We start from the raw sequence: 25,038 nt of genomic DNA, 5'->3' as shown, positions 1-25,038 counted from the left end.
ACCCGAGTGGGCCGGTACGTAGCGCATGAGGTCCCGTTTGTCATGTGTTTTTTGCCGGTTTGGCGCTCTTTGCGGCGCGATGGGCCTCCCAGAGATCGGGGCGGCGATCGCGGGTCAACCGTTCGGCCTCGGCCTGGCGCCAGGCCTCGATACGAGCATGGTCGCCGGAGGTGAGGACGTCGGGGATCTGAATGCCTTCGAAGTCGCGTGGTCGCGTGTAATGCGGATGCTCCAAAAGGCCGGCCTCGAAGCTTTCTTGCGCGCCGCTCTCCGCATTGCCCATGACGCCGGGAAGCAGGCGAACGACCGCGTCGAGGAGAACCATGGCGGCGATCTCGCCGCCCGACAGGATGTAGTCGCCGATGGAGACCTCCTCGAGAGCACGGCTATCGATCACACGCTGGTCGACGCCTTCGAACCGGCCGCAGACGATCACCGCGCCGGGGCCGGCCGCAAGATCGCGCACCCGGGCCTGGTCGAGAGGCCGCCCGCGCGGGCTCATAAGCAGGCGCGGGCGCGGGTCATCCGCCGCGGAGGCGGAATCGATGGCTTGCGCCAGAATATCGGGTCGCAACACCATTCCTGCGCCACCGCCAGCCGGCGTGTCATCGACGGAGCGATGCCGGTCGGTGGCGTGGTCGCGGATCTGCCGGGCGCTCAGATGCCAGTCGCCCCGGGCCAGTGCCTTGCCGGCGAGCGAGGCACCGAGCGGACCCGGAAACATCTCCGGATAAAGGGTCAGGACGGTCGCGTCGAAGCGCATCTGTTCTCCGGCGGGGTGTGGCGCGTTCCGCGGCGCCGGCCGGCGGGAACGCTTGGTTAAAGATTGGCAGGCTAGACTCGTGCCTCTTATGCGAGGTCGTCATGCCAAGTATCAGCATTCTCCTGCCGCGCTGGATCCGGCGTTATGCCGAACGCGACTATATCGATCTTTCGCTCGCGCGGGTCCTGCCGCTTTTCGTGCTGATCGCTTATGGCGTGACCGTGGGGCTGGTGTTCAACACCGGTCTCGATCATCCCTGGGACAAGGTCCAGCACCTCGTTTTCTTTGCGCTCCTGACGCTGGCGATTCATGCGTTCTTCTGTTGCCGGCTGCGTCTGTCGGCCGGTGCGGCGATGCTGATGGGGATCGCGGGCGAAGGCGTCCAGGCCATCACGCCGCACCATCACGCCTCGCTGCTCGATGTCGTGGCCAACAGCGTTGGCGTCGCGCTCGTCGTCGCCATCGTCGTTCTGGTGCGGTCCGAGACCCGCGCGGCCCTTGCCGATACGCACGGCGACACCGGCCTTGAGGTCGAATTGACGGACACGGCGCGTCGCCCGGTTCAGGCCTCTTCGTCCCGCTCCTCGTCCTCGTAATCCGGCGGAAGCACGACCGTTACCTTCCCGTCTGTCAGGTCGACCTCCGGCACGGCGTCGTGCGTGAAGGGCACGAAGAAGGACGTTCCGATGCCGGGACGGATTTCCAGCAGCGTGCCGGCACCGAAATCGGGCACGGCGACAATCTTACCAAGCTCTTCGCCATCCAGGGAGTGCGCGCGCAGACCGAGCAGATCGGCGTGATAGAAGTCGTCGTCTTCCTCCAGCTCCGGCAGGGCGTCGCGGGGAATGTAGAGGTCGAGCCCGTTCAGCGCTTCGGCGGCATTCCGGTCGTCGATCCCCTCGAAGCGGGTGATCACCATGTTCTTTTGAACGCGCGCGGCATAGACCGTCAGCCGGCGCTTGCCGTCGGCCGTTTCCAGCGGACCGTAGTCGGTAAAGGACAGCGGATCGTCGCCGAAGGGCTTGACCAGGACCTCGCCGCGAATGCCATGGGCGGCACCGATGCGGGCCATCAGGATACGATCTTGCGCCAAGGCGATGCAGCTCCTTCAACCGGCAGGCAAGCAAAAGCCCGCGTCGCGCCGTCGGGCGCGGCGCGGGCCGTCACGTCTTCCGTCGATTACTCGGCGGCGGCTTCTTCACCCTCGGAGGCGGCAGCGGCTGCATCCTCGGCGGCCTGCTTGCGGGCTTCGACGCGTTCCTTGGCCTTCTGGCCCGGTTCCGCCTTGTTCGGGTTGTTGCGCGCGTCGCGCTTCAGCAGGCCGGCGGCATCGAGGAAACGGTGCACGCGGTCGGTCGGCTTCGCGCCGTGGCTCAGCCAATGCTGGATGCGCTCGGCGTCCAGCGTGATGCGGTTTTCGTTGTCCTTGGGCAGCATCGGGTCGTAGCTGCCGACCTTTTCGATGAAACGGCCGTCGCGCGGCGAGCGCACGTCGGCGATCACGATGCGGTAGAACGGACGCTTCTTGGCGCCGCCACGGGCGAGACGAATTTTCAAAGCCATCGGGGTATCTCCTGTGTGTTTGGTGTTCGCGGCATCAGCCGCGAATGGCTTCGTGGTGGCGGATGACTTCCTTGACGATGAAGTTCAGGAAGGTTTCCGCGAAATCGGGATCGAGATTGGCGTCCCTGGCAAGGGATCGCAGTCGTGCGATCTGCCGGTCCTCGCGCGCCGGGTCGGCGGGCGGAAGATTGTGTTGCGCCTTCAGCACCCCGACCTTCTGGGTGCATTTGAAGCGTTCTGCGAGCATGTGGATCAAAGCGGCGTCGATGTTGTCGATGGACCCGCGCAGCCGCGCCAGCTCTTCCATCGCCTGCGACACGGGATCGAGGATCCCATCTGTGCTGTTCGTCATTTCTTCTTTCCTCGCCCCATGCCGGGCATGCCACCAAGACCCGGAAGTTTCGGTCCGCCCAGGCCGCCCATGCCACCGGGAAGGCCCGGCATGCCGGGCGGGAGGCCGCCGCCGGGCATTTGGCCGGACTTGGCGAGCTTTTCCAGTTCCTTGGGGTCCATCGAGGGCATGCCGGCGCCGCCGCCGGGCATGCCCATGCCGCCCATCATCTTGGAAAACATGCCGCCCTTGCCCTTGCCCATCTGCTTCATCATGTCCGCCATCTGGCGGTGCATCTTCAAAAGCTTGTTGACGGAGGCGACCTCGACACCGGACCCGGCGGCGATGCGCTTCTTGCGGCTTGCCTTGAGGAGGTCGGGCTTGCGTCGCTCCTGGGGCGTCATCGACTGGATGATGGCGACCTGGCGCTTGATCACCTTGTCGTCGAGATTGGCCTCGCCCATCTGCTTCTTCAGCTTTCCGACGCCGGGCATCATGCCCATGATGCCGGACATGCCGCCGAGTTTTTCCATCTGCTTGAGCTGTTCGGCCAGGTCTTCCAGGTCGAAGGTGCCCTTTTGCATCTTCGCGGCCATCCTGGCCGTCTGTTCCTGGTCGAGCTCGCGCGAGGCCTTTTCGACGAGCGAGACGATGTCGCCCATGCCGAGGATCCGGTCGGCGATGCGCGAGGGGTGGAATTCCTCCAGCGCGTCCGCCTTTTCGCCCGTGCCGATGAGCTTGACCGGCTTGCCGGTCACCGCGCGCATGGAGAGTGCAGCGCCGCCGCGTCCGTCGCCGTCCATGCGGGTCAGCACGATGCCGGTGATGCCGACGCGTTCGTTGAAGGACTGGCCGAGGTTGACGGCGTCCTGGCCGGTCAGCGAATCCGCGACCAGCAGGATCTCGTGCGGGGAGGCGGCCGACTTGATCTCGGCCATTTCCGCCATCAGCGGCTCGTCGATATGCGTGCGGCCGGCGGTGTCGAGCATCACCACGTCGTAGCCGCCGAGCTTGGCTGCGGTGGCGGCACGCGAGGCGATCTGGACCGGCGACTGGCCGGCGATGATCGGCAGCGTGTCGATCTCGTTCTGCTCGCCCAGGACCTTGAGCTGCTCCTGCGCCGCCGGACGGCGGGTGTCGAGCGAGGCCATCAGGACCTTGCGCTTGTCGTCGCGGGTGAGGCGCAGAGCGATCTTGGCGGTGGAGGTTGTCTTGCCCGACCCCTGCAGGCCGACCATCATGATGGCGACCGGCGCCGGCGCATTGAGGTCGATCGGCTCGGCCTGGGCTCCCAGCATCTCGACGAGCTGGTCGTGCACGATCTTGACGACCTGCTGGCCCGGCGTGACCGACTTGAGGACTTCCTGGCCGACGGCGCGGTTGCGTACCTTGTCGGTGAAGGACTTCACCACCGGAAGCGCCACGTCGGCCTCGATCAGCGCGCGACGCACCTCGCGAAGCGCCTCGCCGACGTCCGCTTCCGACAGCGCGCCGCGTCGCGTCAGCTTGTCGAGGATGCCGCTCAGGCGATCGGACAGACTTTCGAACATGCTTCGGCCCTTCCGGGTTGCCGTTTTTGCCGGAAGCCGGGCACATGGCGGTGCCCGCGTTCCCGGCGTCGAGAGATGCAAGGCGTGAACGCGGAACCTAAAGGCGCATGATGCAAAGCATCGCGACACCCGAGGGCGCATCGCGCTGTCGGGTGTTGACCTCCGGGATCTCTTTAGACCTTCGCGGGTCCCGGTCGGTTGCCTTGTGTTTCGTCACTCTTGCGGAGTTGGAATGCAGTTGCCTGAAAACCGCGAAAGAGTCAAGGACATCGCTTTGTTTCGCCGGGTTGCACGACGGGGCCGGATCTTTGCGTTGCAGGGTGTGGCCAAATGGGAGTAAGGGCTCTCGCGATACGGGCATGCGAACGGGGCCTGGGCTTCCGGATCGCGCGCCTGCGCTGTCGAGGACCCTTTCATGGACTGCCGCGCGGTTGCGCTGCCCGTCGGGCGGCTGATGGTTCTCCTCTCGCTCTTCATGCTGGTGCCGGCCGCGGCCGATCTCATGGTCGGCAATCCGGACTGGGTGGCGTTTGCCGTCTCGGCCCTTGTCGTCGGCTGTTTCGGCAGCGTCGTGACGCTTGCCTTCATGAAGAGGGACAACAGGTTCGGCATCCGAGAAACGCTGGTGCTGGTCAATGCCACCTGGTTCGCCTTCACCTTTGCCGGTGCATTGCCGCTTTACCTCAGCGGCCTCGACCTTTCTCTCACGGATGCCGTGTTCGAGGCGGCCTCCGGGCTGACCACGACAGGCGCGACCGTTCTTACCGGACTGGATCATTTGCCGCCGGGCATCTTGCTGTGGCGGTCGCTGCTGCAATGGGTCGGGGGCATCGGAATTGTTGTGCTTGGTATCTGGTTGCTCCCGGGGCTGCGGGTGGGGGGCTCGCAGCTCTTCGCCATCGAATCCTCGGAAACCTCGGCCAAGCCCTACGGACGCATCGAGCCGTTTCTCGTTCGGCTGCTCCTGCTGTACGGCGGGCTGACACTCGTCTGCATGGCGCTCTACCGATTTGCCGGCATGACGGGATTTCAGGCCCTCAACCACGCGCTGACGACGGTCTCCTCCGGGGGCTTTTCCACCTCCGACCAGTCGATGGGACAATTCGAGGGCCTGTCGGTCCTCTGGGTTGCGATCGTCTTCATGCTGTTGTCGGGATTTCCCTTCCTGTTCATGATCCGTGTGGTGGAGCGGCGCGATTTCCGCGAATACGAACAGGTGGTCTTTTTCGTCGGCCTGGCTGCCACGGCAAGCCTTGCGGCTTTCGCGGTGCTGCATCTGGGGGCGAGCGACGCGCCGTTTCGAGAGCTGACGTTGTCCGTCTTTCACGTCGTGTCGATCATCACCACGACCGGATATGCGGCGGGCGACTATCTGCAATGGGGGGCCTTCGCAACAGCGCTGTTCTTCCTGGTGACGTTTCTGGGCGGTTGCAGCGGCTCGACTTCCGGCGGGTTCAAGGCCTTCCGCATGCTGGTGTTGATCCAGCTGATCCGTTCGCTTGTGAACGGCATGTGTCGTCCGCACCGGATCGCGGAGCCGCGGTTTGCCGGCAGGCGCCTCAGTCCGAGCGTGACCGAAGGCGTGCTGGTCTTCGCGCTTTTGTATGTCGTGACCTTCGCGCTCTTCGCTCTGGTCTATGCGGCGGCCGGCCTCGACGTTGAGACGGCACTCAGCGCCTCGATCACGGCGCTTGCGAATGTCGGGCCGGGAGTGGGGCCGGTCATCGGTCCGTCCGGCACGTTCCAGTCCCTGCCGGATGTCGTGAAATGGCTGCTGGCCTTGCAGATGATCCTGGGACGGCTCGAGATCGTGTCGGGCATCATCATCCTGATGCCGGACTTCTGGCTGGAGCGCTAACCTCTTTCGCGCATGGCAAGCAGGTCAATGCGTGTCGCGGGCACCGAAGATCGCCGATCCGACGCGGACAAAGGTTGCGCCGAAGCGAATGGCCGTCTCGAAGTCCGCAGACATGCCCATCGACAGTTCGGCGAGACCGTTGCGGGCGGCGATCTTCTGCAGCAGCGCGAAATGCGGACCCGGCATGTCCTCCACAGGCGGGATGCACATCAGGCCGGCGATGTCGAGCTTGAGCTCGTCGCGGCACAATGCAACGAAGGCATCCGTTTCGCCCGGTGCGATCCCGGCCTTTTGCGGTTCCTCGCCGGTGTTCACCTGGATGAAGAAACGCAAGGTCCGTCCCTGAGCCTCGCACTCCGCCTTGAGGGCGCGGGCGATCTTCTCGCGGTCGAGCGTGTGGATGACGTCGAACAGGGCGACGGCGTCGCGGGCCTTGTTGGATTGCAGCGGGCCGATGAGATGCAGCTCCACGTCGTCGAAGGCGGCGCGCAGCTCCGGCCACTTGCCTTGTGCTTCCTGCACGCGGTTTTCGCCGAAGACGCGCTGTCCGCTTTCCAGCACCGGACGGATCGCATCGGCGTCGAAGGTCTTGGACACGGCGATGAGCCGACAGGCGCCTTCCGTGCGGCCCGCTTCGCGTTCCGCGGTCGCGACAGCGGCGTGCACCTCTGCCAGTCGGGCGGCTGCATCCTTGCTGGAAGTGGCGGACATGATCGCTCCCGTCATTCGTTGATCCGTCGTGGTATCGTTGCGGCAGGCGAAGCATTCTGCCATCCCGCCGGAGGGACATGCCGTCTCGCGGCGCCGATTGCAAGGGCGCGAGGCGGTGCGATGCAGGTTGACCGCACGCGTGATTTCTGGTGACTGTCGCGCCAAGCGATTTCATCACAGCCACGGGATACACATTCAAGATCATGGCGACCGAGCGCTACAACGCCCGCGATGCGGAAAGCCGCTGGCAAAGGGTCTGGGACGAGACGCAGGTGTTCGCGACGGTGAACGACGACCCGCGCCCCAAATATTATGTCCTCGAGATGTTCCCCTATCCGTCGGGCCGCATCCACATGGGGCATGTGCGCAACTACGCCATGGGCGATGTTGTGGCGCGTTACAAGCGGGCGAAGGGCTTCAATGTGCTGCATCCGATGGGCTGGGACGCCTTCGGAATGCCCGCGGAAAACGCGGCGATGCAGAACAAGGTGCATCCGCGCGACTGGACCTATCAGAACATCGACACGATGCGCGGACAGCTTCAGGTCATGGGGCTGTCGCTCGACTGGGCGCGGGAATTCGCGACCTGCGACGTCGAGTATTATTCGCAGCAGCAGCGGCTGTTTCTGGATTTTCTGAAGGCCGGCCTCGCCTATCGCAAGAATTCCAAGGTCAACTGGGATCCGGTCGACATGACCGTTCTTGCCAACGAGCAGGTGATCGACGGCCGTGGCTGGCGTTCGGGCGCGCTGGTCGAGCAGCGCGAGCTGACGCAGTGGTTCTTCAAGATCTCCGAATGGTCGGAGGACCTGCTGACCTCGATCGAGTCCCTCGATCGCTGGCCGGAAAAGGTCCGGCTGATGCAAAAGAACTGGATCGGCCGCTCCGAAGGCCTTCGGGTTCGCTTCGAGTTCACGGAGCCGGCCCCGACGGGCGACACGACGCTGGAAATCTTCACCACCCGTCCCGATACGCTGTACGGCGCGTCCTTCATGGGGCTGTCGCCCGACCATCCGCTTGCTCTGAAGCTGGCCGAGGACAATCCGAAGATCGCCGAGTTCCTCGAGCAGTGCCATCATATGGGCACCTCGGCGGAAGCGATCGAAACGGCGGAAAAAATCGGTATCGATACCGGCTTGAGCGTGGTGCATCCGCTCGATCCGGACACTCGGCTGCCGGTCTATATCGCCAATTTCATCCTGATGGACTACGGCACGGGCGCGATCTTCGCCTGTCCGGCCCATGACCAGCGCGATCTCGACTTCGCCCGCAAGTACCGTCTTCCGGTGAAGCCTGTTGTGCTGCCCTTCGGCGCGGATCCGCAGACCTTCGAGATCGGAACCGAGGCCTTCACCGACGAGGGCACCATCTACAATTCCGATTTCATGGACGGGCTCGGCATCGACGAGGCCAAGCACGCGGTCTCGGTCAAGCTGGAACTCCAGACCGTCGGCGGCATTTCGCAGGCCGAGCGCCAGGTGAACTACCGTTTGCGTGACTGGGGTATCTCGCGCCAGCGCTATTGGGGTTGCCCGATCCCGGTCATCCATTGCGACGACTGCGGCGTGGTGCCGGTGCCGGTCAAGGACCTGCCGGTCGAACTGCCCGAGGACATCGACTTCGACAAGCCGGGCAATCCGCTCGACCGCCATCCGACATGGCGTCATGTGGAGTGTCCGTCCTGTGCCGGTCCGGCGCGGCGCGAGACCGACACGATGGATACCTTCGTGGACTCGTCCTGGTATTTCGCCCGTTTCGCCGATCCGAAAGCCGAAACGCCGACCGACCGGGAAGCGGCGAATTCCTGGCTGCCGGTGGACCAGTATATCGGCGGCATCGAGCACGCGATCCTGCATCTTCTCTATTCGCGGTTCTTCGCAAGGGCGATGTGCGAGACGGGGCATCTGGACGTTACGGAGCCCTTCAAGGGGCTCTTTACCCAGGGCATGGTCACGCATGAGACCTATCGCACTGCCGAGGGCGCATGGGTTGCGCCTGGCGACGTGCGCTTCGAGGGCGAGGGCGACGCACGCCGCGCGGTTCTCGCCGAGGGCGGCGGCGCGGTCAGCATCGGCTCGATCGAGAAGATGTCGAAGTCGAAGAAGAACACCGTCGACCCGACCGACATCATCGAGACCTACGGCGCGGATACCGCCCGCTGGTTCATGCTGTCCGACAGCCCGCCGGAGCGCGATGTCCAGTGGACCGAAGCCGGTGTCCAGGGATCCTGGCGGTTCATGCAGCGTGTCTGGCGGCTGGTGAACGATATCGTCGAAAACGTTCCCGCCCGGGTCCGCCCGGCCAAGGTCGGCGCGGAGGCAACCGCGTTGCGGCGCGCCACGCACAAGACCTGCGCGGCCGTGTCCGCCGACATCGAGGCGCTGGCCTTCAACCGGGCCGTGGCCCGGCTCTACGAGCTGGTGAACACGCTGAGCAAGGCCTATCAGGGGGGCTACCAGACCAACGACATGCGGTTTGCCATCCGCGAGGCGGCCAGTTACCTGGTGCAGATGATGGCGCCGATGGCGCCGCATCTGGCGGAGGAATGCTGGAGCGTGTTCGGCCACGCCGAACTGCTGGCAACCACCCCGTGGCCGGACATCGAGGAAGAGCTTCTCGTCGAGGCGACGGTGACGCTTCCCGTGCAGATCAACGGCAAGAAACGCGCGGATCTCACGATCTCAAGAGAGGCTTCCAAAGAGGAGGTCGAAGCGGCTACGCTGGCGCTTGAGGCGGTGGTGCGGGCGCTCGACGGCAAGCCGGCGCGCAAGATCATCGTCGTGCCGCAAAGGATCGTGAATGTCGTCGTCTGATCGCTTGAAGGGCGCGAGCCCGACCCGCCGTGCCGCGCTTGCGCTGATGTTTGGCGCGACAGTCGCCGTGGCCGGCTGTCAGGTGCGCCCGCTGTACGGAACGCTGGGCACGCCCGGCGGTTCTCCGGCGCTAAGCGAGAAACTCGCCCGCATCGACATCGATCCGGTGGAAACGGCGTCCAGCCGCGATCTCGACCGGGTCGGACAGGTTCTGCGCAACGAACTGATCTTCGGTTTCCGGCGCGGACGCGAGGCGGGCGAGCCGGCCTACCGGCTGAAGATCCTGATCGACCGCCCGCTGAACGAGGTCGGTGTCGAACGGCTTGCCGACGTTCCCTCCGCCTATACGGTGACGGTGAACGCCACCTATGTGCTCAGCGACATCGCCACCGGCCGGACGCTCGAGACCGGCCGTGCCTTCGGCACCGCCTCCTTCGACTTCTCCAGCCAGCGTTTCGCCAACCTGCGCGCGGAACGCGACGCGGAGGACCGTGCGGCAAAGACCGTGGCGCGGGATATCCAGACGCGGCTTGCCGGCTTTTTCGCAACGCGCGGCTGACCGGCGATGGTCGCGCTCAAGGCCGGCGACGTCGACCGTTTTGTCGCAAGGCCGCCGGACAATGTTCCCCTCGTGCTCGTCTTCGGCCCGGATGTCGGGCTGGTGTCGGAACGCGCGCAGGCGCTTGTCGCGCATGCCTCCGGCGGCGCCGACGATCCCTTTTCCCTCGTCAAGCTCGATGCCGCAGACATTGCCTCCGATCCGGCGCGCCTGATCGACGAGGCGATGACGATTTCCATGTTCGGCGGGCGCCGCGTCGTCTGGGTGCGCGACGGGGCGGGCAAGAATATCTCGGCCGCGGTCGAGCCGTTGCTCGGCCAGATCGATCCGGCCAGCGCCTTCGTGGTGATCGAGGCAGGCGATCTGAAAAAGGGCGTCGGTCTCAGGCGCAAGATCGAGGGCGACAAGACCGCGGTCGCGATTGCCTGCTATGCCGACGCGGAACGGGATCTGGAACGGGTGATCGACGCGGAGTTGCGCGAGGCGGAGCTGACGATCTCCCGCGAGGCGCGACAGGCCCTGATGAGCCTGCTTGGCGCCGACCGCCTGGCGAGCCGGGGCGAGGTGCGCAAGCTGTGCCTCTATGCCCATGGGCGGGGACGGGTGGAAACCGCCGACGTCGAGGCGGTGATCGGCGATGCCTCGGCCTTCGCGGTCGATGTGCTGATCGACGCGGCCGCCCTCGGCGATCTGTCGACGCTTGACCACGGTCTCGAACGCCTGGAAGCGACCGGGCAGCGCGCCGACGTGATCGCGGGAATGGCGCTCCGGCATTTCCAGACGCTGTCGCGCGCGCGCGCTGATGTCGACCGGGGTCTGCCGGCGGCGCGTGCGGTGGAGCAGATCCGCCCGCCCGTCTTCTTCAAGCGCAAGGCTGCCGTCCAGCGGCAGGTCTCGATCTGGTCGCAGGCGGACCTTGGAAAGGCGGGAGAGCGGCTCGGACGCGTCGTGGCGGATGCCCGCAAGTCGCAAACGCTCGCAACTGCCCTCGTCAGCGACGTGCTGCTGACGCTGGCACGGGTGGCGCGGGTGCGCTCAAGGCGCTGAGCGACAGCGATCACTCCCAGCCGGGGATCTTTCGGTCGGTGCGCGTGATCGGTCCGCCATGCTTGTGCGCGGGGCGGGGCGTCTTCGGACCGCCCGCCGACAACGGCCGGTCTGCATACTGGCCGTGAACCCTGTGCCGGTCGTAGAGGACGATGGCGCCGGCAATCGCGATGTTCAGGCAGAATTTCGTCGGGATCCTGATCAGATGCGAACAGCGCGCCTGCATCTCCCGCGACAGCGAGCCGCGTTCGGGGCCCAGCACATAGGCTGCCTGCAGCGGATGCATGAAGCTCGGCAGGTCGATGGACTCTTCCGTGAGTTCCACGCCGACCATCTGGCAGCCTTGCGGCAGGTCGATGTCGTCGAGAGTGTCCCAGTGAAACAGCGGCAGGTGGCCGGTGCTCTTCGAGGTGTCGGAGGGCGGCGCCTTGCGAATTTTCTTGTCCGCGTCGACGGTGAAGAAGAAGCTTGCGCCGAAGGCATGTGCCGAGCGCATGAGATTGCCGAGATTCATCGGTTTGGAAATGCCTTCCGCGCCGACGGCGAAATAACCGCGCATGTGACCTGCCTGTGGATTGAAACCGGTGCCCGGGCATACCCGCCGCAACCCGCCAAGGCAAGTATGCGTAGTATTGCATCTTTTAACGAGGGGGTGCCCGTGCTAGGCGAAAATCGGGGAGTGTGGATCCGCAGGGCGGGTCCCTTGCGCAAAGTGGGGGCATGAACGTGAAAGCTGTCGTGTGCGAGCGGCTCGGACCGCCGGAGAGCCTGGTGATCGCCGATATCGACGAACCGGCGCCGGGACCCGGCGAGGTTCTGGTTCATGTGGCGGCGGCCGCGCTCAATTTCTTCGACACTTTGATCATCGAGGGCAAATACCAGCTCCGTCCCGACCCGCCATTTTCGCCGGGCGCCGAGTTCGCCGGAACGGTAAAGGCGGTCGGAGAGGGCGTCGAGCTGTTCGAGCCGGGCGACCGGGTCATGGGCTACGTCAAATGGGGCGCCGTGCGCGAGGCGGTGATCGCGACCGAGGACGATCTCGTGGCCTTGCCCGATGAGGTCGGCGAAGACGATGCAGCCGGGCTGACCGTCACCTATGGCACGACGCTGCATGCCTTCCGCGACCGCGCCCGTCTTCAGGCGGGCGAAACGGTGGCCGTGCTCGGGGCGTCCGGCGGTGTCGGACTTGCCGCGGTCGAGATCGCAAAGGCGATGGGCGCGCGGGTGATCGCCTGTGCCTCAAGCGCGGAAAAACTGGAACTGGCGCGCGGTCGCGGTGCCGACGAACTCGTCAATTACGCCGAGCAAGACCTGAAGACCCGGCTGAAGGAGCTGACCGACGGCTGCGGCGTCGACGTCGTTTACGATCCCGTCGGGGGCGCCTACACGGAGGCGGCCCTGCGCGCGACCGGCTGGCGCGGACGCTATCTGGTGATCGGCTTTGCCGCCGGAGAGATCCCCAAACTGCCGCTCAACCTGGTGCTTCTGAAAGGCTGCGACGTGCTGGGCGTCTTCTGGGGCGAGGCGGTCGTGCGCGAGCCGGACGAGCACCGCGACAGCATGGCGCAATTGCTCGTCTGGATCGGCGAGGGGCGCATCCGTCCGCATATTCACGGGGTGTTCCCGCTCGACCAGACGGTCTCCGCGCTGCGTCAGCTTGCGGAGCGCAAGGTGCAGGGCAAGGTGATCATTCGTCCTTCAGGGGCGGACGTCCCTCAGGCCTGAAGCCGCGTCAGCACCGGAGCGTGATCGGAGGGTTTTTCCCAGCCGCGCGCGTCGCGCAGCACGTCCATCCGCGTTGCCGCCGTCGCGATATCCGGCGTTGTCCAGATGTGATCGAGGCGCCGGCCCTTGTCGGCCGCCGACCAGTCCTTCGCGCGGTAGCTCCACCAGGTGTAGAGCTTGTCCTCCATCGGCACGAAGCTGCGCATCACGTCGGTGAGGCCTCCAGCGGCGCGCACGGCTTCCAGCAATTCGCATTCCCGCGGCGTGTGGCTGACCACCTTCAGAAGTTTCTTGTGCGACCAGACGTCGTGTTCGTAGGGCGCGATATTGAGATCGCCGACGATCATCCGTGAACCGCTGTGCGCGGCGAAACGCTCCCCCATCTCATCGAGGAAGGCGAGCTTGTGCGCGAACTTGTCGTTGATCTCCGGATCCGGCTCGTCGCCGCCGGCGGGGACATAGAAATTGTGCAGCGAAAGCCGCGAACCCGCGAAGTCGACATCGACCGAAACATGCCGGCTGTCACCCTTGGCGCAATAGTCGATCTTTTCCTCCGACAGGAACGGACGGCGCGAGATCGTTGCCACGCCGTGGTAGCCCTTCTGTCCGTTGATCGCGATGTGCTCGTAGCCCAGCTTGCGCAGCGGAGCGAAAGGGAAGTTGCCGTCAGGACACTTGGTTTCCTGGAGGCAGATGATGTCCGGCCCGTGATCCAGAATGAGCTTTTCCACGATCGGCATGCGCAGGCGCACCGAATTGATGTTCCATGTGGCGACGGTCAGGTGATCGGTCATGAAGGGATACGCTCGCGCGCGGGTCGTGGACATGAAGGGTTCCTTTCGGACATGCCAGCCCCGGCGCGGCTATGCAAGCGCCAAGCGGGCCATTCACGATGTTTGCAATTGTCTTGCCGTCGGGGCGCAGCGCCGCAATAAAGGGGCGCGAGCATGAACGGCATGCGCGCCATAGACACGATGACCCGGCGGATGGTCCGGCGGTCGCGGAAGGGGTTGTGAAATGGGCTTTTTTGATTTCGTGAAGGACGCTGGCAAGTCGCTCTTTGGCAGCGATGAACCCGAGACAAATGCCGCCGAGGCGATCGAGAAGGAAGTGGCGGGCCTTGGACTGGACGGGGACGTCAAGGTCGAGGTTTCGGGCGATACGGTGAAGATCGCAGGTGCCGCTCCGACGCAGGAAGCGCGCGAAAAGCTCATCCTTGCGGCCGGCAACGTTCTCGGTGTCGCCAAAGTGGAAGAAGAGATCGCTGTCGCGGACGCCGCGCCGGAGGCAACATTTCATACCGTGGCAAAGGGCGACACGCTCTGGGCTGTTGCGACCAAGACCTATGGCGACGGCTCGAAATACATGGCGATCTTCGAGGCCAACACCCCGATGCTGTCCCATCCCGACAAGATCTACCCCGGTCAGGTCCTGCGCATTCCCGCGAAAGACTGATCTCGGCGACGGGTTTTCGATCACAATCGCGTGAGGTCGCGCCGAAAGGCGCGGCCAACCGCAATTTCGCTCTGCCTGCTTGGTAAGCCGTTCCTTAACGGTTTGGCCATACGGTCGCCCCTGGTTGGAGGGGAAGAGCCGGCGCCTGGTGCGGCGCGGCTCTCGTGGACCGAAGAGAGAGCGATGCTTGCGCGCGTGATTTCCCTGATTTGTGCCCTGTCCCTCGCCGCATGCGCGGCGTTTGATTTTCCGGACCCGACGCCGGAGGATTTCGCGATTCACGGCATCGACGTTGCCCGTTACCAGGGCGACATCGACTGGATGCGTGTGAAACGCGCCGGTACGGAATTCGCCTTCATCAAGGCGACCGAGGGGGGCGACTACGTCGATCCGAAATTCCTGGAGAACTGGTATGCCGCCAAGGCCGCAGGCGTGCCGCGCGGGGCCTATCATTTCTACTATTTCTGCCGTCCGGTCGAAGACCAGATCGCCTGGTTCATCGAGAACGTGCCGAACGAACCCGACGCGCTTCCGCCCGTGCTCGACATGGAGTGGAACGCCTACTCCAAGACCTGCCGCAAACGGCCGCCGCGCGACGCGGTCATCCGTGACATGCGCAAGTTCCTCGAGGCGGTCGAGGCGCATTACGGCAAGCGGCCGGTGATCTATTCCTCCGTGGATTTCCATCGCGACCGCCTTGTCGACGCCAAGCACAAGTATGATTTCTGGCTGCGCTCGGTCGCAAGCCACCCGGACCGCAAGTACGAAAACCGCGAGGACTGGGTGTTCTGGCAATACACGGCGACGGGCCGCGTCGACGGCATTTCCGGCAATGTCGACCGCAATGTCTTCTTCGGCACGCGCTCGCAGTGGCGCAAGTGGCTGAAGGGCGAGCTGGAAGACTGAGGCAGCGCCGGTCGGCGAGATCGGCGAACGGATGCGAAAGATCGACAGGAAAAACGGGGCCCGGCCGGGCCCCGTTTTTCGTTTTCGCCCCAGGGGCATTGCGTATCTTGCGAACCTAGAACGGATCGTTGGTTTTTCGACGGAGCAACCGGCGGTCGCTCCGTCAGGCCCTGGCGAAGACCCGCGCCGAACGTCCGACAGCGACGGTCGCGCCCACGGCAACGGCCGAGAGAATGGCGGCGAGGAAGACATAGAGACCCGCATCGCCGAGGACGGACATTGTCAGCGCCGCTGCCGTGGGGCCGACCGTCGTTCCGAGGCAGAAGGCGATCAGCAGCGCCCCGCCAGCGCGGACGAAGTCGCCCGGGTCGAGCTGATCGTTCACATAGGCGACACCGATCGAATACACAGGGTGGCTGAACCCGCCGACAAGGAAACTGAGCACCACGAGGCCGATGAACCCGGGACCGGCGACGGCGATCCAGATCGCGGCTATCGCAGAGACCGCCGCGGCCATGAACAGCATCGGCAAGCGGCCGAAACGGTCTGCCGCACCGCCCATGATCGGATGGGCGAAAGTCGGCCCGATCAACATCGCCGCGATGAAGATGGCGATCTCGGTCGTGGAAAGCCCGGCGCGTTCGCCGTAGACGCCCGACATGCCGTAGAACGCCGCGTTGACCGCGCCGGAGACGAAGCAGGCAAGCACGCCGAGCGGAGCGCCGGCGATCAGGCGGGAGAACGGCAGGGTGCCGGGGGCGTTCTGGCGGGGTTCCTCAAGCGGGCACAGCACCAGGGGAACGATGGCGACGACGAACAGCAGTCCGGCCAGGACATAGGGCTGTCCGCCGAGGCCGAAGCCCAGAACGAAGGGGCTGACGGCGATGCCCAGCATGCGTGTCGCTTCGTAGATCGACATGCCGCGGGCACGGGTCTTGTTGGTCGAGGCGTAGTTGATCCAGCTCTCGACGACGACGTAATACCCGCCAAGGCAGAAGCCGGTGACGAAGCGCAGGCCGATCCAGGCGGCCGGCAGATCGGTCAGCGTCAGTGCAATGGTGCTGATCCCGGCGGTCGCGGCAAGCAGCGCGAAGGTGCGCACATGGCGGATCCGGGCGAGAATACGTTCTGTCAGGATCGATCCGGCAAAGGTTCCGGCAAAGAAGACGGAGGTGATCAGGCCGATCACGAGATCGCTTGCTCCGTCTTTCTGAAGACGCAGGCCGATGATGGGAAACAGGCCGCCGGTGGCGAGGCCGAAGGCGAGGACCCCGAACAGGATGAAGCTGAAGACCTTGACGATCTCGGGCAGCTTCGCGTCTTCGGGAACGGATGTCGGAATGGTGAGCTTGGACATTTCGGATGCCTCCAGGGGCGGTGACGGCACCTTGCGCATGCAAGATGCCGTCCGTTGGCTTCATGAGGAATGGGCGGCTTCGCTGCGGCGCTTCAGCACTTCGTAGCGGCTGAGAACGTCCGAGGTGTCGAGGTAGCAGCCCTGCAGGTGCCGGACGCCCGTCTCCGGACGGAACGCGGCACGTCCGTGCAGCATCCGGCGGTTGTCGAAGACGAGGGCCTCGCCCGCTGTCAGCTTTCGTTCGATCAGGAACCGGGGCGAATCGATCAGGCTGACAAAGCGGCGGATCGCGGCACGGAGGGCGGGCATCGTGTCGAAGTGCGCATCGAGCGGTGCCATGGTGCTGTTCGACCAGTTGATGTAGACGGGGTCGCCGTTTCCGTCGCATTCAATGATCGTGTGGCGGGCCAGATACTCGCTTTCGGCATCCTGGAAGCGATAGGGAACCGTGACGGTCGTCAGGATGTCGAAGACCTCCCGCTCCTCGCGGCGCAGAAGCTCCGCGACCGCGATGCCGTCAGAAAGAAGCGATTCACCGCCTTCCGCCTCGTTGCGCAGGCAATGCAGGATCTGCAGACCCGGCGGCATCTCGTAGTGCGGCAGATCGGTGTGAAGCGGAAGAAAGCCGGCCGTATAGGCGTTCGAGATGGGTTCGGCCTTTGATTTCACATCGAAACTGAAGCCGAAGTTGCTCGAGCGGATGGTGCCGATAAGCTCGCCCAGCGCCACGGCGGATCCTTCCTCGTCCGGCATGCCGGAGACGATCGACCAGCCCTTGGCGAGATAGGCGTCAAGCCAGAGCCGCTGGGACTTTTGCGAGCGCACCAAAGAGTCCCACCTTGCGGTGGCAGGCGCCGGGCGGTCGGCCTTCTGCACCGGCCGGGCCGGGGCCTGCCGGCGGGAACTGTAGCTGTGCGCATGCAGCCAACCGGCGTCATAGAGGCTCGTCTGTCCGCCGTCCCGCTCGGCCCAGGTGACCGAAAGCGCACCGGTTGCAGCGATGCCGACCGCGACCGGGCGGACATCGTCGCGAATGGAGAGCGGCGGCACGATCCGTTCCCGGGAATGCGGATGGCGGGAGGTCGGGCCGGGGTCGTTTTCGCGCAGCCAGCCGTGGTGGAACCGGTCGGTGGTGCCGTCGCTCCAGGCGATGGCAACGAGGCTTTCGTCTGCGCTGGCGGCGACGATCTGTGCGGGCTGGGTGTAGCGCCGCAGATCGGACATGTCGGCGGATCCGAATGTGGACTGGCCGCAGCGGCAGGTGCCGCCGCACTGGCAGTCCGTCTTCCGGGCTTTCGGGCAAGGGGTTTCGAATTGGGTATGGACTGCAATGTTCATGGTCCGTCTCCGTTCGTCTTGATGGAACGGGTGTATCTTCCCGGATTGCACGCCATCCGAGAATTCCTTGACTTGGACCAGAGCCTGTGACCGCATGGAACAGATGAAACACGATCTCGACATGGCGGTCTTGCTGACAGTCGTCGACGAAGGCGGGTTTTCAGCCGCCGCCCGCGCCATCGGGCAGACGCATTCGGCGATCAGCAAACGGATACGGTATCTGGAAGACCGGCTCGGCGTGCAGCTTCTCGTCCGTACGACGCGGCGCATGCGGCTGACCGAGGCGGGGGAGCGCTACGTCATCGAGGCGCGCGAGATCCTTGCCCGGATCGCGGCGCTGGAAAGCGAGATTTCCGACAGGTCGGGACGGTTGCGCGGCCGGATCCGGCTCACCGCCTCCAATGCCTTCGGTCAGAAGCACATCGTGCCGGCAGTGGTCGATTTCATGAAGCAGAACCCCGAGGTCGAGATCGACCTGACCCTGAGCGATGCGGTCGTCGATCTCGTGCGCGACGGCTTCGACATGGCGGTGCGCAGTGCTGTGCTCCCGGATTCAAGCCTTGTTGCCAACAAGCTGATGACAAACCGGCGGGTGGTCTGCGCGGCGCCGGACTATCTGGCGCGCATGGGAACGCCGGAAGCGCCCGACGACCTGGCCCGGCATGCCTGCCTGCGGCTCAGCCTGTCCAGCGCGTTCAACGAATGGGGACTTTGCGGGCGCGCCGAACAGCGCTTTCGGCTCGGGAAGGGAATGTCCTGCAATTCACTGGAAGCGATCCATTCGGCGTGCCTCTCGGGGCTCGGCATCGCCTGGTTGCCGATGTTTCTCGTCGGGCCGGACCTGGAGGCGGGACGTCTGACGCCGCTGCTCGATGCGTACCGCGATCCGGCGAGCGACAGCGCGGTCTCCATCGTGCGTCCGGCCAGCGAGATCGTTTCCGCGCGCATCCGTGCGCTGACCGATTTCTTCGTGGAGCGCTTCCGCAATGCGGTGTTGTGAGGGGAGCCAGACAGTCGTCACATGCGCTTGAACCCGGGAGCGGGCCGCTTTTGGGGCTTGCCGTTTTGCATCTGGTTTCGACGATCTCTTCCGTTCGCCCGAGGCGCTGGGGCAGCCTTCGATGTACAGGTGAGGGGCCGGTTCACCGCCCACGTCTTTCAGGTCTATCGCAGACGGCCGGGGAGGCTCGGCTCGCCCGAGGCAGCGTCGAAGACGTCTTCCACGCACAGAAGCGGGGTGTGCGCGCTGGCATGGATGCGAAGCGCTGCCGCGACGCCCGCCGTCATAGGCGGTGGCCGGGATGAGGACCGAGAGCGCGGGGATGACGGCGAATTACATCATTGGGGAATTTCAAGGGCTGTATCGAATGCATCCTTGATAGTGTTGAGTCGAAACTATTGCTATGTTGATTTCGACTCGCTATAAAAAGGCATGATAGACATTGACCGGATCCGCAGCCTTGTAAACCGGCTGGCCCGGCTCGACGCCGGCGCCGGGTGGGAGGGCGACATCAATCCCGCGCAGCGCGCGGCCCTAGACTATCTTGCGCGCGCCAACCGGTTCTCGCGGAGTCCTTCGGTCGTTGCCGATTATCTCGGCAGCACGCGCGGCACCGTCTCCCAGACGCTGAAAAGCCTGGCACGCAAAGGTCTCGTTGCCGAAGAACGGTCGACGGGGGACAGGCGGTCGATTTCCTATCGCGTCACCGCTGCAGGCCTGCATGAGGCGTCACGCCCGGGGCCGCTTGTCGATGCGCTGGCGGAGATCCGTGAACCCGACCGGCTTGCGCTTGCCAATGATCTGGAAGGCCTGCTTCGACGCGCCGTGCGGTCCGGCGGCAACAAGCCTTTCGGTATCTGCCGCAACTGTCTGCACTTCCGGCCGGGGGACAAGGGCGGGTTCTGTTCGCTCCTGTCCCTGCCGCTGGAGGCCGAAGAAACCCTGAAAATCTGCCACGAACAGGAACCCGCATGAGCCAGGATCGATCGAAGACATGCCTCGAGGGCCTGTTCGCAGGCGCGGTCTCCGAGCGTTGGGAGGGCCGTCCGCCGTCCGCCATCGCGAAAACGCCGGTCATCGGGCCGGCCGAGGTCGGTTTCGAAGGGCTTTTGGTGGACGCGCAGGCCGACCGCGCGGTGCATGGCGGGGCGGACAAGGCGCTGCATCATTATCCGGGCGATCACTATGCGGCCTGGATTGCGGAAGGGTATCTGCCGGCGGGCACCAGGCCGGCCGCTTTCGGCGAGAACCTGTCGACCTTCGGCCTGACCGAAGACGCGGTTTGCATCGGGGATGTTTTCCGGTTCGGCACGGCGCGCGTGCAGATCTGTCAGGGCCGCCAGCCCTGCTGGAAGCTGAACGCCCATCGCGGTCGCGACGACATGGCGGCGGCGTTCCAGAAGACGGGGCGCACCGGCTGGTACTATCGCGTGCTTGAAACGGGTCGCGTCGCCGCCGGTGACGCGATGGACCTCGTCGAGCGCCCCTGTCCGCAATGGACGGTGCTTGAGGTCACGCGCGCGCGGCTCACCAAGCGGATCGATCCGGCGCGGGCCGCGCAACTGTCTGCCCTGCCGGAGCTTGCGGACGGCTGGCGCCAGGCATTCGCGAAGATTTCCGCGAATACGTTGCACGAGGACACGTCGGCGCGCCTTTTCGGCGCCACCGACTGACCGGTTTCGTTACGCGGCGGCCTCGGCGCGGGTGCCGACGATCTGCACGACCTCGCGCATGATGTCGGTGAGCTGGAAGTTTTTCGGCGTATAGACGGCCGCGACACCCATGGCGCGGAGCTGGGCGGCGTCTTCCTCCGGAATGATGCCGCCGACGATCAGCGGAATGTCGTCGATCCCCTCGCTGCGCAACCGCTCCATCACGTCGCGGACCAGCGCCAGATGCGAGCCCGACAGGATCGACAGGCCGATGACGTGGACGTCTTCTTCCAGAGCGGCATTGACGATCTGGGCCGGTGTAAGGCGAATGCCCTCGTAGACGACTTCCATGCCGCAATCGCGGGCGCGCACGGCGATCTGCTCCGCGCCGTTGGAATGGCCGTCGAGGCCGGGTTTGCCGACCAGGAATTTCAGCCGGCGCCCAAGCTTTGCGGACACCGCGTCGACGGATGCGCGCACATCCGCCAGATCGTCGGCGTCGGCGCGTGCGGCCTTGCCGACGCCGGTCGGCGCGCGGTATTCGCCGAAGACCTCGCGCAGCGCCGCCCCCCATTCGCCTGTCGTCACGCCGGCCTTGGCCGCGGCAATCGAGGGCTCCATGATGTTGGCGCCCTCGCCCGCGGCCTGCTTGAGATCGGCGATGGCCTTTTCGACCGCGCCATCGTCTCGGGCCTCGCGCCAGGCCTTGAGGGCGTCGATGGCCTGCGCCTCGACATGTTCCGGGACGGTGAGAATGCCGCCGTCCTCGCCGGTCGCAAGCGGCGAGGGTTCGCTTTCGGTGAAGCGGTTGACGCCGACGACGACCTGTTCGCCGGATTCAATCCCGGCAAGGCGCTCGGCGTTGGAGGCGACGAGCGCCTGTTTCATGTAGCTCGATTCAACGGCCGCGATGGCGCCGCCCATGTCGTCGATCCGGGCGAGCTCCGCGCGGGCCTCCTCTTTAAGAGCCTCGACCTTTTCGGTGATCACCTCGGAGCCGTCGAAAATGTCGGCATGTTCCAGAAGATCGGTCTCATAGGCGAGGATCTGCTGGATCCTGAGCGACCACTGCTGGTCGAAGGGGCGCGGCAGACCAAGCGCCTCGTTCCAGGCGGGCAGTTGCACGGCGCGGGCGCGGGCGTTCTTGGACAGAACGACGGCCAGTGCCTCGATCAGGATGCGGTAGACGTTGTTTTCCGGCTGCTGCTCGGTAAGCCCCAGCGAGTTGACCTGCACGCCGTAGCGGAAGCGGCGGTAGCGCTCGTCCTCCACGCCGTAGCGGGTCCGGCAGATCTCGTCCCAAAGTTCGGCGAAGGCGCGCATCTTGCAGATCTCGGTGATGAAGCGCATGCCGGCGTTGACGAAGAAGGAAATTCGCCCGACCGCCTTGGGGAAGTCCGCCTGCGGGATCGCGCCGCTGTCCCTGACCTCGTCGAGGATGGCGACGGCGGTCGCGAGCGCGAAGGACAGCTCCTGTACGGGCGTCGCGCCGGCCTCTTGCAGGTGGTAGGAGCACACGTTCATCGGGTTCCACTTCGGCATCGCCTGGTAGGTCCAGGCGATGACGTCGCGGGTCAGGCGCAACGAGGGCGCGGGCGGAAACACATAGGTGCCGCGCGACAGGTATTCCTTGACGATGTCGTTCTGCGTCGTGCCGGTCAGAAGCGCCCGGTCGGCGCCCTGTTCGTCGGCGGCGGCGGCATAGAGCGCCAGCAGCCAGGGCGCCGTCGCGTTGATCGTCATGGAGGTGTTCATCTTCTCCAGCGGGATCTCGTTGAAGAGCGCCTGCATGTCGCCGAGATGCGCCACCGGCACCCCGACCTTGCCGACCTCGCCGCGCGACAGCGCATGGTCGGGGTCGTAGCCCGTCTGTGTCGGGAGATCGAAGGCCACCGACAGGCCGGTCTGCCCCTTGGCGAGATTGCTGCGGTAAAGCTTGTTGGATTCGCGCGCCGTGGAATGCCCGGCGTAGGTGCGAAAGATCCACGGCCGGTCGCGTGCCGGGGGCTGGCGATCCGCGCTGGTCTTCGTTGGCTGGCTCTTCGTCGGGTCGCTCATGGAAACCTCCTCGCAATCGCGCCGGTGGCCGCTTGCCTCGGCCCGGCATCTTCCTGTTTTTTCTCCGATACGTCCGTTGTCGCGGATCCGTATGGCCTCCCCCGAGCGCGCGTGAAAGCGCTCACGCACGCAGAATTTCTATGTGCAATGCAAAAACAGTCTTGGGCAAACGGGTAAATTAAGCAATAGTCCAATAGCGTGACGCCTCTTTTTCGCACGATAGTTTCGTGAAGGGGCGCGCGGGACGGGATTTGAATGACGCGCCGCAGCAAACGTCGCCGTTTCGCGGAAGCTCTCCGGGGCGGCGGAAGGGCTTCGGGACACGCAGTGGCGTGGCGGTGGCCGTGCGCCGGCGAAAATGCATAATACGGGAGGACACACAGACGATGAGCACCGTTGCCCAAGCAAACGACAATCTCGAGGCGGAGGAGAGCCGGCCGGTGAAGGACCTTTACGAGATTGGCGAGATCCCGCCGCTCGGACATGTTCCCAAGAACATGTACGCCTGGACGATCCGGGCCGAACGGCACGGTCCCCCCGAAGAGGCCATGAAGCTGGAGGTCGTGCCGACCTGGCAGCTGGACAGCAACGAGGTGCTGGTGCTCGTGATGGCGGCCGGCGTCAATTACAATGGAATCTGGGCCGCCCTCGGCGAACCGATCTCGGTGTTCAAGGTCCATGACGAGGCCTTTCACATCGCAGGCTCCGATGCGTCCGGCATTGTCTGGGCGGTGGGCTCCAAGGTGAAGCGCTGGAAGGTCGGCGACGAAGTCGTCGTGCATTGCAATCAGGACGACGGCGACGACGAGGAGTGCAATGGCGGCGATCCGATGTTCTCGCCGACGCAGCGCATCTGGGGCTATGAGACCCCGGACGGGTCGTTCTCGCAGTTTTGCCGGGTGCAGTCGCAGCAGCTTATGCCGCGCCCCAGGCATCTGACCTGGGAGGAAAGCGCCTGCTACACGCTGACGCTCGCCACCGCCTATCGCATGCTGTTCGGTCATGCGCCGCATCAGCTGCGTCCGGGCCAGAACGTTCTGGTTTGGGGCGCGTCGGGCGGGCTCGGCGTTTTCGGCATCCAGCTCGCGGCCGCTGCCGGCGCCAATGCGATCGGCATCATCTCGGATGAGGACAAGCGCGACTACGTGCTGTCGCTCGGCGCCAAGGGCGTGATCAACCGCAAGGATTTCGATTGCTGGGGGCAAATGCCCACCGTCAATTCGCCCGAGTACAACACCTGGCTCAAGGAAGCGCGGCGTTTCGGAAAGGCGATCTGGGAGATCACCGGCAAGGGCAACGACGTCGACATGGTGTTCGAGCATCCGGGCGAATCGACGTTTCCGGTCTCCTGCCTGGTGGTCAAGCGCGGCGGCATGGTGGTGTTCTGTGCCGGCACGACCGGCTTCAACCTGACGTTCGACGCACGCTATGTCTGGATGCGGCAAAAGCGCGTGCAGGGGTCGCATTTCGCCCACCTCAAGCAGGCGTCGGAAGCCAACAAGGCGGTGATGGATCGCCGCATCGATCCCTGTATGAGCGAGGTCTTCCCCTGGGAGGAGATCCCCAGCGCCCATACCAAGATGTGGAAGAACCAGCATGCGCCCGGCAACATGGCGGTGCTGGTGAGTGCGCCGACGACGGGCCTTCGCACGCTCGACGACGTTCTGGCGGCCGGCTCCGAGTGAGCCGGTGCAAGGCCGATGGCCCGGCGGCGCGGAGCTTTCGCGCCGCCGGCGAATTCTCTCGCCTTGGGCGCGCCGGCAGGCTATGACGGCGACATGATCCTGTTCTCCCGGTTCCTTGCTCTCGTCGCCTGTTCCCTCGTTCTTTCGGGCTGTCTGCCGGAGCGCGGGAACCAGCCCCCCTATTACAAGGATCTGGCGCGGGTCGATGCCGCGGTCGATGCGGCGTCGGCGCAACAGATGATCTCCGGCTATCGCCAGAACAACGGGCTTCGTCCGCTCACCGTCGATCCGGCGCTGATGCGCGCGGCGCGCCAGCAGGCGGAAGCCATGGCGCAGGCCAACAACGTGCGGGCCTCCCTGCAGCCGGAAAACCGGCTCGCGGCGCGCCTTGCGGCCGCCGGCGAGACCCAGACCTATGCGGTCGAAAACGCGAGCGCCGGCTATCGCACGCTGGCGGAAGCCTTTTCCGGCTGGCGCGACTCGCCCAAGCACAATGCCGTGATGCTGGACCCGCGCGCGACGCGCATGGGCATCGCGACTGCCTATGCGCCGGGATCCAAGTACCGGGTGTTCTGGTCGCTCGTGCTGGCGTCGCCGGCCCCGTGAGAGCCTGACCCTGCGGGCGATTGTTGCACTGCAGTGCGTTGAGGACTAGGGTCCCGCATCC

Annotated in this window: 24 protein-coding genes; 13 read left to right on the top strand and 11 right to left on the bottom strand. The window is 65.1% G+C overall.

Going from position 1 to position 25,038, the window contains the following annotated elements:
• Positions 1 to 40 precede the first annotated feature (40 nt).
• Entirely contained in the window at positions 41 to 763 is a 723-nt protein-coding gene (gene trmD / locus G572_RS0108080; RefSeq protein ID WP_029058024.1) for a tRNA (guanosine(37)-N1)-methyltransferase TrmD, read from the bottom strand.
• Between the two features lie 101 nt (positions 764 to 864).
• Between trmD and G572_RS0108075 the strand changes: the two genes are divergently transcribed.
• Complete coding sequence (locus G572_RS0108075; protein WP_029058023.1) at positions 865 to 1,359, top strand: VanZ family protein; 495 nt, start codon at positions 865 to 867, stop codon at positions 1,357 to 1,359.
• Here G572_RS0108075 and rimM read toward each other — a convergent pair.
• The 4 genes from rimM to ffh all read right to left on the bottom strand — a co-directional run bounded on the left by rimM (position 1,326) and on the right by ffh (position 4,207).
• Positions 1,326 to 1,856, bottom strand: coding sequence for a ribosome maturation factor RimM (gene rimM / locus G572_RS0108070; RefSeq protein WP_245566180.1), 531 nt, complete (start codon positions 1,854 to 1,856; stop codon positions 1,326 to 1,328). The genes G572_RS0108075 and rimM overlap by 34 nt on opposite strands.
• Before the next feature lie 86 nt (positions 1,857 to 1,942).
• Positions 1,943 to 2,326 carry a 30S ribosomal protein S16 gene (gene rpsP, locus G572_RS0108065; RefSeq protein WP_029058021.1) on the bottom strand — a complete coding sequence of 128 codons (384 nt, stop codon included), beginning with the start codon at positions 2,324 to 2,326 and terminating at the stop codon, positions 1,943 to 1,945.
• 34 nt (positions 2,327 to 2,360) lie between these two features.
• Entirely contained in the window at positions 2,361 to 2,633 is a 273-nt protein-coding gene (locus G572_RS23105) for a chorismate mutase (RefSeq protein ID WP_208979073.1), read from the bottom strand.
• A gap of 41 nt (positions 2,634 to 2,674) precedes the next feature.
• A complete protein-coding gene (gene ffh / locus G572_RS0108055; RefSeq protein ID WP_029058020.1) occupies positions 2,675 to 4,207 on the bottom strand; it encodes a signal recognition particle protein in 1,533 nt (510 codons plus the stop codon).
• Positions 4,208 to 4,622: 415 nt separating this feature from the next.
• Here ffh and G572_RS0108050 point away from each other — a divergent pair, with 415 nt between their 5' ends.
• Positions 4,623 to 6,065, top strand: coding sequence for a TrkH family potassium uptake protein (locus G572_RS0108050; RefSeq protein WP_051242010.1), 1,443 nt, complete (start codon positions 4,623 to 4,625; stop codon positions 6,063 to 6,065).
• A 24-nt stretch (positions 6,066 to 6,089) separates the two neighbouring features.
• Here the strand turns inward: G572_RS0108050 and G572_RS0108045 are convergent, their stop codons facing one another.
• A complete protein-coding gene (locus tag G572_RS0108045; protein ID WP_029058018.1) occupies positions 6,090 to 6,776 on the bottom strand; it encodes a YggS family pyridoxal phosphate-dependent enzyme in 687 nt (228 codons plus the stop codon).
• Positions 6,777 to 6,979: 203 nt separating this feature from the next.
• Here G572_RS0108045 and leuS point away from each other — a divergent pair, with 203 nt between their 5' ends.
• The 3 genes from leuS to holA are packed head-to-tail and all read left to right on the top strand — an operon-like array spanning position 6,980 to position 11,195.
• Positions 6,980 to 9,589 carry a leucine--tRNA ligase gene (leuS, locus tag G572_RS0108040; protein ID WP_029058017.1) on the top strand — a complete coding sequence of 870 codons (2,610 nt, stop codon included), beginning with the start codon at positions 6,980 to 6,982 and terminating at the stop codon, positions 9,587 to 9,589.
• The gene (lptE, locus tag G572_RS0108035; RefSeq protein ID WP_029058016.1) at positions 9,576 to 10,148 is read left to right on the top strand and encodes an LPS assembly lipoprotein LptE; all 573 of its coding nucleotides are present in this window, start codon (positions 9,576 to 9,578) and stop codon (positions 10,146 to 10,148) included. The genes leuS and lptE overlap by 14 nt, the downstream gene beginning before the upstream one ends.
• Before the next feature lie 6 nt (positions 10,149 to 10,154).
• Positions 10,155 to 11,195: a DNA polymerase III subunit delta gene (gene holA, locus G572_RS0108030; RefSeq protein WP_029058015.1), complete on the top strand. Its 1,041-nt coding sequence runs from the start codon at positions 10,155 to 10,157 to the stop codon at positions 11,193 to 11,195.
• A gap of 10 nt (positions 11,196 to 11,205) precedes the next feature.
• On the opposite strand, the gene G572_RS0108025 is transcribed toward holA, so the two are convergent.
• Complete coding sequence (locus G572_RS0108025; protein WP_029058014.1) at positions 11,206 to 11,754, bottom strand: RNA methyltransferase; 549 nt, start codon at positions 11,752 to 11,754, stop codon at positions 11,206 to 11,208.
• 167 nt (positions 11,755 to 11,921) lie between these two features.
• On the opposite strand from G572_RS0108025, the gene G572_RS0108020 reads away from it, so the two are divergent.
• On the top strand, positions 11,922 to 12,920 hold the full coding sequence (locus tag G572_RS0108020) for an NADPH:quinone oxidoreductase family protein (RefSeq protein WP_029058013.1): 999 nt from the start codon (positions 11,922 to 11,924) through the stop codon (positions 12,918 to 12,920).
• Here G572_RS0108020 and G572_RS0108015 read toward each other — a convergent pair.
• Positions 12,911 to 13,714, bottom strand: coding sequence for an exodeoxyribonuclease III (locus G572_RS0108015; RefSeq protein WP_029058012.1), 804 nt, complete (start codon positions 13,712 to 13,714; stop codon positions 12,911 to 12,913). The two genes, G572_RS0108020 and G572_RS0108015, sit on opposite strands and share 10 nt — an antisense overlap.
• A 223-nt stretch (positions 13,715 to 13,937) precedes the next feature.
• On the opposite strand from G572_RS0108015, the gene lysM reads away from it, so the two are divergent.
• Positions 13,938 to 14,375, top strand: coding sequence for a peptidoglycan-binding protein LysM (gene lysM, locus G572_RS0108010; protein ID WP_029058011.1), 438 nt, complete (start codon positions 13,938 to 13,940; stop codon positions 14,373 to 14,375).
• A gap of 183 nt (positions 14,376 to 14,558) precedes the next feature.
• Positions 14,559 to 15,281 (top strand): glycoside hydrolase family 25 protein, encoded by a 723-nt coding sequence (locus G572_RS0108005; protein WP_037546240.1) that lies wholly within the window; start codon positions 14,559 to 14,561, stop codon positions 15,279 to 15,281.
• Positions 15,282 to 15,444: 163 nt separating this feature from the next.
• Here the strand turns inward: G572_RS0108005 and G572_RS0108000 are convergent, their stop codons facing one another.
• Both G572_RS0108000 and G572_RS23100 read right to left on the bottom strand, forming a co-directional pair.
• Positions 15,445 to 16,638, bottom strand: coding sequence for an MFS transporter (locus G572_RS0108000; protein WP_169391297.1), 1,194 nt, complete (start codon positions 16,636 to 16,638; stop codon positions 15,445 to 15,447).
• A 60-nt stretch (positions 16,639 to 16,698) separates the two neighbouring features.
• On the bottom strand, positions 16,699 to 17,862 hold the full coding sequence (locus G572_RS23100; RefSeq protein WP_051242008.1) for a TauD/TfdA family dioxygenase: 1,164 nt from the start codon (positions 17,860 to 17,862) through the stop codon (positions 16,699 to 16,701).
• A gap of 208 nt (positions 17,863 to 18,070) precedes the next feature.
• Between G572_RS23100 and G572_RS0107990 the strand changes: the two genes are divergently transcribed.
• From G572_RS0107990 to G572_RS0107975, 3 genes are all read left to right on the top strand, one after another.
• Positions 18,071 to 18,976 (top strand): LysR family transcriptional regulator, encoded by a 906-nt coding sequence (locus tag G572_RS0107990; protein WP_208979066.1) that lies wholly within the window; start codon positions 18,071 to 18,073, stop codon positions 18,974 to 18,976.
• A 432-nt stretch (positions 18,977 to 19,408) separates the two neighbouring features.
• Complete coding sequence (locus G572_RS0107980; protein WP_029058007.1) at positions 19,409 to 19,951, top strand: MarR family winged helix-turn-helix transcriptional regulator; 543 nt, start codon at positions 19,409 to 19,411, stop codon at positions 19,949 to 19,951.
• On the top strand, positions 19,948 to 20,649 hold the full coding sequence (locus tag G572_RS0107975) for an MOSC domain-containing protein (protein ID WP_029058006.1): 702 nt from the start codon (positions 19,948 to 19,950) through the stop codon (positions 20,647 to 20,649). Before G572_RS0107980 ends, G572_RS0107975 begins: the two co-directional genes overlap by 4 nt.
• Positions 20,650 to 20,658: 9 nt before the next feature.
• Here the strand turns inward: G572_RS0107975 and G572_RS0107970 are convergent, their stop codons facing one another.
• Entirely contained in the window at positions 20,659 to 22,686 is a 2,028-nt protein-coding gene (locus G572_RS0107970; protein ID WP_029058005.1) for a protein meaA, read from the bottom strand.
• A 386-nt stretch (positions 22,687 to 23,072) separates the two neighbouring features.
• Here G572_RS0107970 and ccrA point away from each other — a divergent pair, with 386 nt between their 5' ends.
• Both ccrA and G572_RS0107960 read left to right on the top strand, forming a co-directional pair.
• Positions 23,073 to 24,371 carry a crotonyl-CoA carboxylase/reductase gene (gene ccrA, locus G572_RS0107965; protein WP_029058004.1) on the top strand — a complete coding sequence of 433 codons (1,299 nt, stop codon included), beginning with the start codon at positions 23,073 to 23,075 and terminating at the stop codon, positions 24,369 to 24,371.
• 93 nt (positions 24,372 to 24,464) lie between these two features.
• Complete coding sequence (locus tag G572_RS0107960) at positions 24,465 to 24,977, top strand: CAP domain-containing protein (protein ID WP_029058003.1); 513 nt, start codon at positions 24,465 to 24,467, stop codon at positions 24,975 to 24,977.
• Positions 24,978 to 25,038 lie beyond the last annotated feature (61 nt).

This window comes from Stappia stellulata DSM 5886 (assembly GCF_000423705.1).
GTDB classification, from domain to species: Bacteria; Pseudomonadota; Alphaproteobacteria; order Rhizobiales; family Stappiaceae; genus Stappia; species Stappia stellulata.
This window is presented reverse-complemented; position numbering and strand designations above follow the sequence as displayed.